Source organism: Pseudoalteromonas espejiana DSM 9414 (assembly GCF_002221525.1).
Lineage (GTDB): Bacteria > Pseudomonadota > Gammaproteobacteria > Enterobacterales > Alteromonadaceae > Pseudoalteromonas > Pseudoalteromonas espejiana.
On the sequence record NZ_CP011028.1, the window covers coordinates 2,906,419 to 2,919,724 of the forward strand.

The 13,306-nt window shown below is 42.3% G+C and carries 16 protein-coding genes; 3 read left to right on the plus strand and 13 right to left on the minus strand.

Annotation, left to right across the window (positions count from 1 at the left end):
• Positions 1-65: 65 nt before the first annotated feature.
• Together recA and PESP_RS13155 are read right to left on the minus strand one after the other, a co-directional pair.
• Positions 66-1,109 carry a recombinase RecA gene (gene recA / locus PESP_RS13150; RefSeq protein ID WP_089348424.1) on the minus strand — a complete coding sequence of 348 codons (1,044 nt, stop codon included), beginning with the start codon at positions 1,107-1,109 and terminating at the stop codon, positions 66-68.
• 65 nt (positions 1,110-1,174) lie between these two features.
• On the minus strand, positions 1,175-1,666 hold the full coding sequence (locus PESP_RS13155; protein WP_089348425.1) for a CinA family protein: 492 nt from the start codon (positions 1,664-1,666) through the stop codon (positions 1,175-1,177).
• Between the two features lie 21 nt (positions 1,667-1,687).
• Here PESP_RS13155 and mutS point away from each other — a divergent pair, with 21 nt between their 5' ends.
• Positions 1,688-4,273, plus strand: a complete 2,586-nt coding sequence (gene mutS / locus PESP_RS13160; protein WP_089348426.1) for a DNA mismatch repair protein MutS — start codon at positions 1,688-1,690, stop codon at positions 4,271-4,273.
• A gap of 71 nt (positions 4,274-4,344) precedes the next feature.
• Here the strand turns inward: mutS and rpoS are convergent, their stop codons facing one another.
• From rpoS to PESP_RS13215, 11 genes are all read right to left on the minus strand, one after another.
• Positions 4,345-5,319 carry an RNA polymerase sigma factor RpoS gene (gene rpoS, locus PESP_RS13165; protein WP_089348427.1) on the minus strand — a complete coding sequence of 325 codons (975 nt, stop codon included), beginning with the start codon at positions 5,317-5,319 and terminating at the stop codon, positions 4,345-4,347.
• Between the two features lie 35 nt (positions 5,320-5,354).
• Positions 5,355-6,179 (minus strand): peptidoglycan DD-metalloendopeptidase family protein, encoded by an 825-nt coding sequence (locus tag PESP_RS13170; protein ID WP_089348428.1) that lies wholly within the window; start codon positions 6,177-6,179, stop codon positions 5,355-5,357.
• Between the two features lie 41 nt (positions 6,180-6,220).
• Positions 6,221-6,799 (minus strand): YqaA family protein, encoded by a 579-nt coding sequence (locus tag PESP_RS13175; RefSeq protein ID WP_089348429.1) that lies wholly within the window; start codon positions 6,797-6,799, stop codon positions 6,221-6,223.
• 9 nt (positions 6,800-6,808) lie between these two features.
• Positions 6,809-7,447 carry a protein-L-isoaspartate(D-aspartate) O-methyltransferase gene (locus PESP_RS13180; protein WP_089348430.1) on the minus strand — a complete coding sequence of 213 codons (639 nt, stop codon included), beginning with the start codon at positions 7,445-7,447 and terminating at the stop codon, positions 6,809-6,811.
• Positions 7,437-8,201, minus strand: a complete 765-nt coding sequence (gene surE / locus PESP_RS13185; protein WP_089348431.1) for a 5'/3'-nucleotidase SurE — start codon at positions 8,199-8,201, stop codon at positions 7,437-7,439. Before surE ends, PESP_RS13180 begins: the two co-directional genes overlap by 11 nt.
• The gene (truD, locus tag PESP_RS13190; protein ID WP_089348432.1) at positions 8,182-9,231 is read right to left on the minus strand and encodes a tRNA pseudouridine(13) synthase TruD; all 1,050 of its coding nucleotides are present in this window, start codon (positions 9,229-9,231) and stop codon (positions 8,182-8,184) included. The genes surE and truD overlap by 20 nt, the downstream gene beginning before the upstream one ends.
• A complete protein-coding gene (gene ispF / locus PESP_RS13195) occupies positions 9,228-9,725 on the minus strand; it encodes a 2-C-methyl-D-erythritol 2,4-cyclodiphosphate synthase (protein WP_089348433.1) in 498 nt (165 codons plus the stop codon). The genes truD and ispF overlap by 4 nt, the downstream gene beginning before the upstream one ends.
• On the minus strand, positions 9,722-10,423 hold the full coding sequence (gene ispD / locus PESP_RS13200; protein WP_089348434.1) for a 2-C-methyl-D-erythritol 4-phosphate cytidylyltransferase: 702 nt from the start codon (positions 10,421-10,423) through the stop codon (positions 9,722-9,724). The genes ispF and ispD overlap by 4 nt, the downstream gene beginning before the upstream one ends.
• Positions 10,413-10,700: a cell division protein FtsB gene (gene ftsB / locus PESP_RS13205; RefSeq protein WP_089348435.1), complete on the minus strand. Its 288-nt coding sequence runs from the start codon at positions 10,698-10,700 to the stop codon at positions 10,413-10,415. Before ftsB ends, ispD begins: the two co-directional genes overlap by 11 nt.
• 39 nt (positions 10,701-10,739) lie before the next feature.
• Entirely contained in the window at positions 10,740-11,369 is a 630-nt protein-coding gene (locus PESP_RS13210; protein WP_089348436.1) for a hypothetical protein, read from the minus strand.
• A gap of 75 nt (positions 11,370-11,444) precedes the next feature.
• Positions 11,445-11,924, minus strand: coding sequence for a DUF2947 domain-containing protein (locus PESP_RS13215; protein ID WP_089348437.1), 480 nt, complete (start codon positions 11,922-11,924; stop codon positions 11,445-11,447).
• A 60-nt stretch (positions 11,925-11,984) separates the two neighbouring features.
• On the opposite strand from PESP_RS13215, the gene PESP_RS13220 reads away from it, so the two are divergent.
• Positions 11,985-12,224 (plus strand): DUF1653 domain-containing protein, encoded by a 240-nt coding sequence (locus PESP_RS13220; protein WP_089348438.1) that lies wholly within the window; start codon positions 11,985-11,987, stop codon positions 12,222-12,224.
• A gap of 52 nt (positions 12,225-12,276) precedes the next feature.
• Entirely contained in the window at positions 12,277-13,125 is an 849-nt protein-coding gene (locus PESP_RS13225; RefSeq protein ID WP_058550874.1) for an AAA family ATPase, read from the plus strand.
• Positions 13,126-13,306 lie beyond the last annotated feature (181 nt).

Below are 13,306 nucleotides of genomic sequence, written 5' to 3' on the forward strand. Positions count from 1 at the left end.
TAACCATTACTGGTTAGCGCCTTTTAAAGCTCGGGTCAAATCAAGCTTAGAGAACGTTGAATAGCTTAAAGGTCAGATTCATCACCTAATACGTCTTCACCATCTTCTGGCTCAACGGTTGCTTTTAGTAGCAACATATCACGTAACTTGCCTTCAATTTCATCTGCAATTTCTACATTTTCTTTCAAAAACTTAATTGAGTTTGATTTACCTTGGCCTACTTTGTTGCCGTTGTAACTGTACCAAGCACCTGCTTTTTCAACAATTTTGTGCTTAACACCTAAATCAATTAACTCACCTTGCTTAGAAATACCTTCACCATACATGATGATAAATTCAGCTTGTTTAAACGGAGGTGCAACCTTGTTTTTAACCACTTTAACGCGGGTTTCGTTACCTACAACCTCATCGCCCTCTTTTACAGAGCCAATGCGGCGAATATCAATACGAACTGACGCGTAAAATTTAAGTGCATTACCACCAGTTGTGGTTTCAGGGTTACCAAACATTACACCAATTTTCATACGAATTTGGTTAATGAAAATACATAACGTGTTAGAGCGCTTAATGTTACCGGTAAGCTTACGTAATGCTTGCGACATTAAACGTGCTTGTAAGCCCATGTGCGAGTCGCCCATGTCGCCTTCAATTTCAGCTTTTGGTGTTAATGCTGCTACTGAATCGACAATAACTACGTCAACCGCGCTTGAACGTACTAACATGTCACAAATTTCTAGCGCTTGTTCACCTGTATCTGGCTGAGATACTAAAAGCTCATCAATATTTACGCCTAGTTTTTGTGCGTATACAGGATCTAGAGCATGCTCAGCATCAACAAAGGCACATGTTTTACCTTCTTTTTGAGCTTGCGCGATAACTTGCAAAGTAAGCGTTGTTTTACCTGATGACTCAGGACCATACACTTCAACAATACGACCCATAGGTAAACCGCCTATGCCTAAGGCAATGTCGATCCCAAGTGAGCCTGTAGATACAGCATCAATGTTTAGGGCTTTGTTATCGCCCAACTTCATAATTGAGCCTTTACCAAATTGACGCTCAATTTGTGATAGTGCAGCGTCTAACGCTTTTTGTTTATTATCGTTCATTCTGTTCTCCAAATCCGGCTAATGCGAACAAGTATACTGTATGAAATCACAGTATCAAGTGAAATTTATAACTTTATCTGCTCTATTGTTTTTTTCAATGCAAATTCAATAGCTTGAGCCCTAACCTGCGCTCTGTCACCACTAAATATTTGCTCAAATGTAAATTGTTTGTCGGCAATTTGCAGGCAAAACCATACAAACCCCACAGGTTTGCCAGCTGTAGCGCCGCCCGGCCCTGCAATACCAGAAATAGCAATAGCCACATCGGCGTTAGCCACACTTTTTGCACCAAATGCCATCTCTTTTACAGTTTGCTCACTCACCGCACCATATTGTTCAAGCGTAGTATTAGCTACATTTAGCAGTTCATGCTTTGCTTCGTTGCTGTATGTCACAAAAGCGCGGCCTAAATAAGCTGAGCTTCCAGGGGTATCTGTAAGCGCATAACTCACTCCGCCACCAGTACATGACTCAGCGGTAGTGATCCATAAGCGTTTATCCGTTAAAATAACGCCCAATTGCGCAGCAAGTGTTTTAATCTCTTGATGTAATTCCATATTCAGCCTTTGGGTAAATACATGTCGTTTGATCTTTATGCACCGCACACTATAAAACAACAAACCCCTATGATGCAGCAGTATCTAAAAATAAAATCAGAGCATCGCGATATTTTATTGTTTTATCGTATGGGGGATTTTTATGAACTCTTTTTTGACGACGCTAAACGCGCAGCTCAATTACTCGATATTTCACAAACTCATCGTGGCAAAGCTGGTGGCGACCCAATCCCTATGGCGGGCGTACCTTATCACGCGGTAGAAAACTATTTAGCGCGCTTAGTACAAATGGGCGAATCAGTTGCCATTTGTGAACAAGTTGGCGACCCCGCTACCAGTAAAGGTCCGGTTGAGCGCAAAGTAGTGCGTATTGTAACACCAGGTACTATTTCAGATGAGGCGCTTTTACAAGAGCGACAAGACAACCTACTTACCAGCGTGTGGCAAAATAAAAAAGGCCTGTATGGGATTGCCTACCTTGATATAAACTCGGGGCGATTTAATGTTGTAGAGGTTAACACCGACGAAGCATTTAGCTCAACCTTACAGCGCTTAGCACCCGCTGAGCTGTTATATTGTGAAAGCTTTGAAAATACACATTTAATTGAGCACATAAAAGGTGCTCGTCGCCGTCCTGAATGGGAATTCGACCTAGACACCGCACAACACCTATTATGCGATCAATTTGGTACTAAAGACTTAGTGGGTTTTGGGGTAGATAAAGCACATGCAGCCCTTGTAGCCGCAGGCTGTTTAATGCAATACGTAAAAGACACCCAACGTATAGCGCTACCGCATATCCGTGCCATTACCCTTGAGCATAACGAACATGCCGTTATACTCGATGCGGCAACGCGTAAAAACTTAGAACTGACTGTTAATCTGTCTGGCGGGTTTGAAAACACACTTGCCCAAGTACTTGATAAAACCGCCACGGCTATGGGCTCGCGTTTATTAAAGCGCCGTATTCATACGCCCGTTCGTAATAAAGATGAGCTTAACTCTCGTCTAAATGCAATAAGCGCAATTTTAGATGCTCAGCTATACGGCGAGTTACACGACTCATTAAAAGAAATTGGTGATATAGAGCGTGTAATAGCACGCCTTGCTTTATGCACTGCACGCCCACGAGATTTAACACGCCTGCGCAGTGCCCTACAAGCACTCGCCCCGCTGCACGCATTATTAAACGATGCTAATGATGAACGTATCGCCAGCATTGTTCGCCATTCACCTGAACTACCAGAACTACAAGCTTTACTTGAGCGCGCAGTGATTGATAATCCACCAGTGCTAATACGTGACGGGGGCGTAATTGCATCAGGTTATAACAGCGAGCTCGATGAATGGCGTAATTTAAGTAAAGGCGCAACCGACATACTCGATCAGCTTGAGCTTCGCGAACGTGAACGCACCGGTATTAGTACCTTAAAAATTGGTTATAACAAAGTGCATGGCTTTTTTATCGAAGTTAGCCGAGCAAACGCCCACTTAGTACCTGCCGATTATATTCGTCGTCAAACACTTAAAAATAACGAACGCTATATTATTCCAGAGCTAAAAGAGCACGAAGACAAAGTACTTGGTAGCCAATCAAAAGCGCTTGCGCTTGAAAAACAGCTATATGAAGAGCTATTTGAATTTATAGCTCCGCACATTGAGCAATTACAAATGATGGCTAGCGTATTGGCCGATTTAGATGTACTCAATAACTTAGCCGAACGTGCTCAAACACTTAATTACGCTAAACCAGAGTTATGCGATAACGACAATATTAGCATTAAACAAGGTCGTCATCCGGTTGTTGAACAGGTAATGAAAGAACCTTTCATTGCAAACCCCGTAGAACTTAATAGCCAACGTAAAATGCTGATTATTACAGGGCCAAATATGGGTGGTAAATCAACCTATATGCGCCAAACTGCTCTAATTGTATTAATGGCACACATTGGTTGTTACGTACCCGCCGACAGCGCGCACATAGGAAATATTGACCGTATATTTACGCGTATTGGGGCAAGTGATGATTTAGCATCTGGCCGCTCAACTTTTATGGTAGAGATGACCGAAACTGCGACTATATTAAATAACGCAACAGCTCAGTCGCTTGTGTTAATGGACGAAATTGGCAGAGGAACAAGTACCTACGATGGCTTGTCGCTTGCTTATGCAACAGCCGATCATTTGGCTCAAAAAATATCGGCTAAAACATTATTTGCTACGCACTACTTTGAGCTTACTGAACTTGCAGAGCAAAAAACGGGGCTGGTTAATGTGCACCTTGATGCCATAGAGCATAACGATACCATTGCATTTATGCATACCGTGCTTGATGGCGCAGCAAGTAAAAGCTTTGGTTTGCAAGTAGCCGCCCTTGCAGGTGTGCCTAAAGCGGTGATTACCCAAGCAAAACAAAAGCTTAAATTACTCGAAAATCACCAAAGCGTTACTGCCCCAAATACTGAGCAACAGGCATTTTCATTTAATAGTGAATTACCTGCGGCTGAGCCCTCTGAGGTTGAAGAGCAGCTAAGCGCAATAGACCCAGATAACCTCTCACCGCGCCAAGCGCACGATTTACTTTATAAATTAAAAGCACTGCTTTAAATTTTGTCAGGCATAAAAAAAGCTGAAGGTTTTACCCTTCAGCTTTTAACACATAGGCTGTATTAAATCTGTTACGAGAACTGGTCAAACAAACTTTCAGTGCTTAACCCTTCTTGCTGTAAAATATCTTTTAAACGACGCAGCGCCTCTACCTGAATTTGTCTTACACGCTCACGTGTTAAACCAATTTCACGACCCACATCTTCAAGGGTGGATGGCTCGTAGCCTAGTAGGCCAAAACGGCGCGCTAATACTTCACGCTGTTTAGGGTTTAGCTCACCTAACCAATCTACAATGTGCTTATTAATATCGTTATTTTGAACTTCACCTTCGGGACCTGCACTTTTTTCATCAGCGATAATATCAAGCAGTGCACTGTCGTTTTCGCCACCAATTGGCATATCAACCGAGGCAATTTTTTCGTTCAAACGCAGCATTTTTGTTACGTCTTCTACAGGTCTATCTAGGCTTTGGGCAATTTCTTCTGCAGTTGGCTCGTGGTCAAGCTTTTGAGTAAGCTCGCGTGCTGTACGCAAGTAAACATTTAATTCTTTAACAACATGAATTGGCAAACGAATCGTACGAGTTTGGTTCATAATGGCGCGTTCAATTGTTTGACGTATCCACCATGTTGCATAGGTTGAAAATCTAAAGCCGCGTTCTGGGTCAAATTTTTCAACAGCGCGAATTAAACCAAGGTTGCCTTCTTCAATTAAGTCTAAAAGCGCTAATCCGCGATTATTATAGCGGCGAGCAATTTTAACAACTAAACGTAGGTTACTTTCTATCATCCGTTTACGTGATGCTTCACAGCCACGTAACGATTTGCGGGCAAAAAATACTTCTTCTTCTGCGCTAAGTAGGGGAGAAAAACCAATTTCTCCTAAATAAAGTTGGGTAGCATCGAGATTTTTAGTGACTTCCTCTTTTGCAAAAATCTCTTCTTCGTTATCTACCTCTTCAAGTAGTGCTGCATTTTCTTCTACTGCGGTGTCATCAAATTTTTCGTCGGTGGTGTTTTTGTCAAGTTTTGCTGCGCTAGCCATAAGCCTTCTCCCGAGCAATTATCAATACCTAGAAATTAGGGAAGGTATTTAGCAGGGTTGACAGCTTGCCCACGGTAGCGAATTTCAAAACGAAGCGCAGTGACCGAAGATTCCGACTTACCAATTTCTGCTATTTTTTGTCCTGCCTTAACTTTCTGCTTTTCTTTAACAAGTAATTTCGAATTATGTGCATAAGCACTTAGGTAATCATCATTATGTTTCAATATGATTAAATTACCGTATCCTCGAAGCGCATTACCCGCATACACCACCGTTCCTTGTGCTGCGGCTAAAACTGAAGCCCCTGTCCGATTAGTAATCTGTAAACCTTTATACCCGTTTTCCTTATTAGAAAAGCGTTTGGTTACCTTGCCCTTTGCAGGCCAAGACCAAATAACCTTGCCATTCGGTACAGGTTTAGCATTACTAACTAAATCATTGGCTTGTTTTTGAACATACTCTCGTTGTTTCGGCTGATCAAGATCTTTCTTTAATTTTTTGTTAGTTTTTTGTGGGTTTTTATTCGAGTTACTAGATTGATTAGCTGCAGCTTTGGCCTGCCATACTTTTTGGGGAGATTTTTTTAAAGATATAGTTTGCCCAGGAAATATTACATAAGGTGCTGAAATTGAATTATTTTTTGCAAGTCTTCTAAAATCCTGCCCTGCACTAAACGCAATGGAATAAAGCGTATCCCCTTTTTGGACCTTATAACGCCCCCCGTTAATGTTAACACCACGTTGAAATTCATTAACATTACTATTTAAGCTGCTCACAGGCGCAGGAACATGGCGAGATGAACAACCTTGAAGTAAATATACAATAAATACAATTACATAAAATATAAATTGTTTATTCAACGAGTTTTACTCCAAAGTTCTTAAAGTGCTGTTTTTAGCAATTAGCGTAGTAAAAAGTACGCTATTACTATTAATGCAACTAATCCCCAGCCAAGTACTTCAACATACTGACGTAATTTTTGTTCCATTTTAACTCCGCCCCACTTCATTAAAGCAGAGACTAAAAAGAAACGCGCGCCACGACCAATCGCCGATGCAATTAAAAATGGTAAAAACGCCATCTGTAAAACGCCTGCACCTATGGTAAATACTTTATAAGGAATTGGCGAAAAACCCGCTAAAAAAACGACCCACACACCGTATTCTTTAAACCATGTTAAAGCTGTTTCAAACTTTTCTTGCCAATGCATTTGCTCTATTAACGGTTGAACAACGGGTTCAAATAACCAGTAACCTAAAAAATAACCGACGATCCCCCCAAGCACTGAGGCAACGGTAGCAAAGCTTGCAAAGCGCCATGCTTTACTTGGTTGAGCAAGCGACATAGGCGCAAGCATTACATCTGGTGGCACCGGGAAAAAAACAGATTCAGCAAAGCTCATAGCTGCAAGGTAGCGCTCAGCAAAGCGGTGTTTTGCCCACACTAGGGCCATATCGTATAACTTAGTAAACAATTTCAACGTGAATTCCTATTCAATATCACCAGGTATAAGGGGTACAAACCGTACTGGTGCAATAACATGCTCTGTAAAGCTATCGCCTTTGCGAATAACCATTGTTAGTTTTTGATTTTGCTCGCCAATAGGGGCTAGTAGCACGCCGCCATCAGCTAATTGTGCAAGTAAATCTTGCGGTACTTTAGAAGCCGCAGCCGTGACAATAATACCATCAAACGGGGCTTGCGAGTGCCACCCTCGCCAACCATCACCATGCTTCATAGCAACGTTGTATAAATCAAGTTGATGCAAACGTCGCTTGGCCTGCCATTGCAATGCTTTAATTCGTTCAACCGAAAATACCTTGGTAAAGCACTTTGCTAATATCGCGGTTTGATACCCAGAGCCCGTGCCAATCTCAAGTACCTTGTCGCGCACACCTGCTAAATGCAGCAGCTCAGTCATTCTAGCCACAATATAAGGCTGTGAAATTGTTTGCCCTTGCCCAATGGGCAAAGCGGTATTTTCGTAGGCTTTGTGCTTTAGCACATCATCAATAAATGCATGGCGTGGTGTTTCGGCAATAGCTTTTAGTACTTGCTTGTCTTCTACGCCTTCTTGCGCTAATAAACTAGAAAGCGCATTAGCACTGCGCGAGTAATTAGCCAGCACGGTTTATCTCCATGTCGGCTAACCATTCACCTACCGCATTTATGCTTTCTTTTGCTGTCATATCAACACTTAATGGCGTTACTGATGCAAAGCCATTGTTGATAGCATAAAAGTCAGTGCCTTCGCCTGCATCGCTTTCTGTTCCCAACGAGCCATACCAAAAAATATCGCGGCCCCATGGGTCGGTTTGCTTAGTCATGGTTTCTGCTTTATGACGAGCACCTAATCGCGTTACTTGTACGCCTTTTAATTCACTTAATGGAATATCAGGCACATTCACATTTATAATTTGATCTTTAGGCAGCGGGTGCGAGGCAAGGCCTTTAATTATATTTACAGTAACCGCAGCAGCTGTTTCAAAATGTTCACCATGGTGCGAACAAAGCGATACTGCAATAGCGGGTAAACCTAAATGGCGGCCTTCGGTTGCAGCAGCAACTGTGCCAGAATAAAGGGTATCGTCGCCTAAGTTAGCGCCATGGTTAATACCAGCTACAACTAAATCAGGAGTTTCATCAACCAATTGATTTACGCCTAAATGTACACAATCCGTGGGCGTTCCATTAACTGATATAAAGCCATTTTCAAGCGTAGTGGCACGCAGTGGGTTTATGAGCGTTAATGAATTACTAGCACCACTGCAATTACGATCTGGCGCAACCAGCGTTACATCAGCAATTTGCGTGAGTGCTTGGTACAAAACAGCAATGCCTTTTGCATTAACACCATCGTCGTTACTTAGCAGTATCTTCATCTTGGCTATCCTTTTCTTTTCGCTCGCGAGGGCTTGCATCGGTGTAATCCACCAGCTCACGTAAAAGAGCGGTAGCAAAACAACCTTTAGGCAAGCCAAAGCTTAATTTTAATGTGGTTGTATCTAGCGTTTCTATGGTTAAGTTTTCTGGAATAAGGCGCAGCATCCGGCGCTCGTTTTTAAGGCCTAATTCGCCTAAGTCATCGCACCAAGCTTGATATGGTTTTAGCCATATTTTTTCTTGCTCGGTTAAGCCTTTTTCGCTTTTTCCTACCATAGGTGCCGACATAACAATATCGCCAGAGGCTAAACGGGCAATGTTTTCGTCGCTTATAGCGTCTTCAAAAAATGCATTACTACCGCTGAGCATAAACACTTCGCGGTGCATTGTTTTAGCAAGGCCATGTTCTTTTACTCGCAGGCTCACTATTTGGTTAAATACATGTGAGCGCGCAGCTGAGATAATAATACCGCGTAGCTTTTTATCGCGAATACGCTCACCTGCAAACATTTTTTCGGCCATTACTAAATTATGCCCGTCGCGACCAAATCGTTGCTCGCCAAAGTAATTTGGTACGCCAGCACGCACAGCATTTATACGACATAATATATCAAGCGGCTCGCTAACATTACGAAGCGTAATAGTAAACCTGTTGCCCTTGTGGCAACCTGTGCGTAATTTACGCTCGTGGCGCTGCTGCGAAACCACAAAAATGCTATCGCTATTTAGCTCGCTAAAGTCAATGTGCTTTTTAATAGGTACTTTAACGCTAAACCATTGGCTACATACGCCATGTCGGTCTTTCATACCGGCATAGCTTACTTCTCGCGGCGATACTCCCGCTTTTTGCGCAATTAATTTAGCAACGTACTGAGTGTTTTCACCTTTTTTAACCACCTGTAAACATACATGCTCACCGCTGCCGGTAAACTCTATGCCTAAATCTTCATCCACCATAAAGTCTTCAGCGGTGGTTTTAAAATCGGCTTTTGAAAGTGGCGCACCGTATAAATAATTTAAGTCGCTCATGCGTTGGTTGTACTCGTAAGCGCTTTATTCATAATAACCACCGCATGGCTAGAAATACCTTCTTTGCGCCCTTCAAACCCAAGTTTTTCGGTGGTGGTGGCTTTAACGTTAATTTGGCTAAGTTCACAATTTAAATCGCTGGCTAAATTAGTGCGCATAGCTTGAATGTGCGGCAACATTTTTGGCGCTTGAGCTACAATAGTGACATCACCGTTACCCAATACATAACCTTGCTCTTTAGCAAGGCCTACAACGTGGCGCAGTAAAATACGGCTGTCGATATTTTCAAACTCGCTCGCTGTATCAGGAAAGTGTTTACCAATATCTCCCATAGCTAGCGCACCTAAAATAGCATCGCACAATGCATGAATAGCTACATCGCCATCAGAGTGTGCTAAAAAGCCTTGTGGGTAATCAATTTTTTCACCACAAATAGTTAGCGGGCCTTCGCCGCCAAACTTATGTACGTCAAAACCATGGCCAATTCGAATCATAATGCACGCTCGTTATGTTGTTTGTTTAATAAAAACCCCGCCAAGTCTAAATCCTCCGGCGTGGTTATTTTAATATTGTCGCTGCGCCCTGCTATTAATTTAACGGGTTTGTTAGCCCACTCTATCGCACTGGCTTCATCGGTAATTGTAACGCCTTGTGCCAGCGCACTGTGAAGCGCATTTTTAAGCTCATCGTATTTAAAAAACTGGGGCGTTAACGCTTGCCATAAATCATCACGAGGAACCGTTTGTTCGCTGTAAGTGTGTCCGCGCTTTATGGTGTCTTTTACTTTGCTGGCTAAAATACCGCCTTCATCATCATTGATACACTGCGCTATTAACGTTTCAATATCGTTAATGCTCACTAAAGGGCGTGCAGCGTCGTGAACCAACACCCATTTAGGCGGGTTACTTTCTAAAAACAATAAGCTATTAAGTACTGAGTCGGCACGCTCTTGCCCGCCATTTGCACGTATAATACGCGAATCAATAGGTGAAAGGGTGTCAAAGTAAGGGTCGGTTTGGCTAACAGCTACAACTATTTGGCTTAAGCTTTTAAGCTGCGAAAGCTTACTAAGCGTATGCTCTAAAATAGTTTTACCCGCAAGTTGAATGTACTGCTTAGGCGTATTGTGCTGCATTCTGCTACCTACACCGGCAGCGGGTACAATGGCAGCAATAGTATTATTAGTTTTCATGTTGTTTGCCCGGTAAAACACGTATAAATGTTTCGTCCGGTTTTATCATTCCTAATTCGTTGCGTGCACGCTCTTCAATACCCTCTTGGCCTAGTTTTAAATCTTCTATGTCGGCGGTGAGTACTTTATTGCGCTTTATTAGTTTTTCGTTAGTTTGCTGGTGTGAAGCAACGGCTGTTTTTAACCGTGAGTAGTCTTGTACACCGTTGTGACCAAACCAAAGTCGGTACTGTATAAACAGTGCTAAGCACAACAGGCCAAGCTGAAAAAAACGCATTTAACACTCCCTATTTGTTTTTAATTTTTAAGTATAACGTTAGGCACGTGGCCGCTTTATGTTACGCCAATTTATATTACCCGCTAATAGCATTTCTCTAAGCGAAAGTACTCGAGGCGTACTACGTTTTGAAAACTGCCACTGATGCCCACAACAGGCAGCCGTTAAACTCATTTTACTGGGCTTAACTAATTGTGCAGTTTGTTGCTCTAAGCCTTGCCCTAAAAAGTTAAACCAGCCTAATTCATTACAATGCAGTTTATTGTCGCTTACTTGATCTATGCTGTCTATTCTTAGTCTAACGTGGTCGTGGCTATTTAATAATACAGGTACTATTAGCCCCACTTTGGCATATGTTTGATAAAAAAGTTCATTTGCTTGAGCGTTAACTTCTGGTGGCGTTGGCCTTTGTTTTTCAAGCCACGAGCCATTTTGCGAATCAAGCGTAAAAGGCGAGCTACCATTAGCAACCAATGTGGCCGCGCGCTCTATGTAATACGGTAAACTTTTTAATTGGCGACGAAGTTTATCAGCATTAGGCTCAGCAACTAGGCGCTGCACCTCACGCTGATAAAACGCATTACACAATTGTGCATACAGCACCTTTTGCGCATCACTTTGCCATATTTCTTGCTGCTGAGCTGCAAGTGGCTGATTTTTCGCGACCAATAGTTGTACTCAAAAAACAAATAGGTAGCTGTTTTATAGCACACCGACGATTATTTTTTAAGCACACACTACAATTTAAGCGCTTGGCTTTTCACCTAACTTAGCAATGCCCGTTTCTAAAAACTGCACCACGGTATTGCGCTTTTTACCAATTAATAAACTGCCATCGGCTAAAAACATAAAGTTTTGCCAATTGCGTTTAAATACATCAAAGGTGGTTTCGATAACGTTATCGCGCGCCATACAAAAATAAACCGTGGTGTTAGCCTGCCAATCTAAATGTTCTAAAATAGCGTGTGGTAGGCTTTCATCGCCGTTTTCCCAAGCGTCTTCCCAGTTTACTTCATCGCTAAAGCTTTCTTCTTTGCCACACCAATCGGTTTTATCAAAAAAGTCGGGGTGATCAAACTCACGGCTTACCATAGTACTCCAAAGTACTGCAGCACGTTCGCTGGTCATAGGTTTTATGCGCGCAGCGTCTTCATCAGATACTGGTATATCTTTATGACGAAAAACCCAGGCTTTTTTGTGATCATCGAGAGAAATATAATTCATAGTGTTGGTGTATTCTTTGGCATAATAAAAAGCAAACGTAATTATACAAGAGATCAAAACATGACTACAGCAATAAAACCACTTTCCCTCAAACCAGGCATTTACCAACACTACAAAGGGCCGCAATACAAAGTATTTTATGTGGCCACCCACAGTGAAACCGATGAGCAACTAGTAATTTATCAAGCACTTTACGGCGAGTACGGCATGTGGGCTCGCCCACTAAGTATGTTTACAGAAACCGTAGAAAAAGAAGGCCAAACCATACCTAGGTTTGCATACCTTGGACCTGCAGATTAACTATGGCATTATAAACACATTCAACACTGCTCAGACCAGATAAGGGTAACCCGTGCAATTTAATTCTACCGACAATTACATCGCAAGCAGCTCACTAAAACAGGCTGTAAATGCCGCCATTATGCTCGAAAAACCATTATTAATTAAAGGTGAACCAGGCACGGGTAAAACCATGCTGGCTGAGGAGCTTGCAAAAAGTTTAGATACCGAGCTTATTCAATGGCATATAAAATCGACTACCAAAGCGCAGCAAGGCTTGTACGAATACGATGCCGTATCGCGCCTGCGCGACAGCCAATTAGGTGACGAACGCGTACACAACATTGGCAACTACATTGTTAAAGGTAAATTGTGGCAAGCATTTAACTATGCCGAGCTTAACGGTAAACGCCCAGTACTTTTAATTGATGAAATAGATAAAGCCGACATCGAGTTTCCAAACGATTTACTGCTTGAGCTTGATAAAATGGAGTTTCATGTTTACGAAACCAACGAGCGCATTGTAGCCAAAGAGCGCCCTATTGTGATCATCACTTCAAACAATGAAAAAGAATTGCCAGATGCCTTTTTACGCCGCTGCTTTTTTCATTATATTGATTTTCCTAGCAGTGACGAAATGCAGCAGATTATTGATGTACACTACCCCAATGTTAAGCAAGATTTAGTACGCCAAGCGCTAGAGGTATTTTTTAACTTACGTGAAGCCAATGGCCTTAAAAAGAAGCCCTCCACCAGCGAATTACTCGATTGGTTAAAGCTTTTAATGGCAGAAGACATAGACGCAAAAACGCTGCACGACAAAGCGCAAAAAGGCGGATTAATGCCAATGTTTGGCGCCTTACTTAAAAACGAGCAAGACATAAGCCTAATCGAAAAGCTCGCCTTTATGAGTCGTCGCTAGGGCCTGTTGACCTTTCAGGATTAAAATTTGTTCTAACTAGGGACGATTTAATCGTGGCGCGAGGTTTGTAACCTAGTGGGCTAAGTAAAAGCCGAGCAACAAAGAGTTAATCGTCCCTAGGACGAACCTTCGGGCAGCGCGTGTTTGGTATTTATGCTGTGTTATCGCCTATTTATGGGGA

Bases quoted from the DNA above. Each gene is read 5' to 3' on its own strand.
- recA (WP_089348424.1), bottom strand. From the start codon at position 1,109: ATGAACGATAATAAACAAAAAGCGTTAGACGCTGCACTATCACAAATT.
- PESP_RS13155 (WP_089348425.1), bottom strand. From the start codon at position 1,666: ATGGAATTACATCAAGAGATTAAAACACTTGCTGCGCAATTGGGCGTT.
- mutS (WP_089348426.1), top strand. From the start codon at position 1,688: ATGTCGTTTGATCTTTATGCACCGCACACTATAAAACAACAAACCCCT.
- rpoS (WP_089348427.1), bottom strand. From the start codon at position 5,319: ATGGCTAGCGCAGCAAAACTTGACAAAAACACCACCGACGAAAAATTT.
- surE (WP_089348431.1), bottom strand. From the start codon at position 8,201: ATGAAGATACTGCTAAGTAACGACGATGGTGTTAATGCAAAAGGCATT.
- truD (WP_089348432.1), bottom strand. From the start codon at position 9,231: ATGAGCGACTTAAATTATTTATACGGTGCGCCACTTTCAAAAGCCGAT.
- ispF (WP_089348433.1), bottom strand. From the start codon at position 9,725: ATGATTCGAATTGGCCATGGTTTTGACGTACATAAGTTTGGCGGCGAA.
- ispD (WP_089348434.1), bottom strand. From the start codon at position 10,423: ATGAAAACTAATAATACTATTGCTGCCATTGTACCCGCTGCCGGTGTA.
- ftsB (WP_089348435.1), bottom strand. From the start codon at position 10,700: ATGCGTTTTTTTCAGCTTGGCCTGTTGTGCTTAGCACTGTTTATACAG.
- PESP_RS13215 (WP_089348437.1), bottom strand. From the start codon at position 11,924: ATGAATTATATTTCTCTCGATGATCACAAAAAAGCCTGGGTTTTTCGT.
- PESP_RS13220 (WP_089348438.1), top strand. From the start codon at position 11,985: ATGACTACAGCAATAAAACCACTTTCCCTCAAACCAGGCATTTACCAA.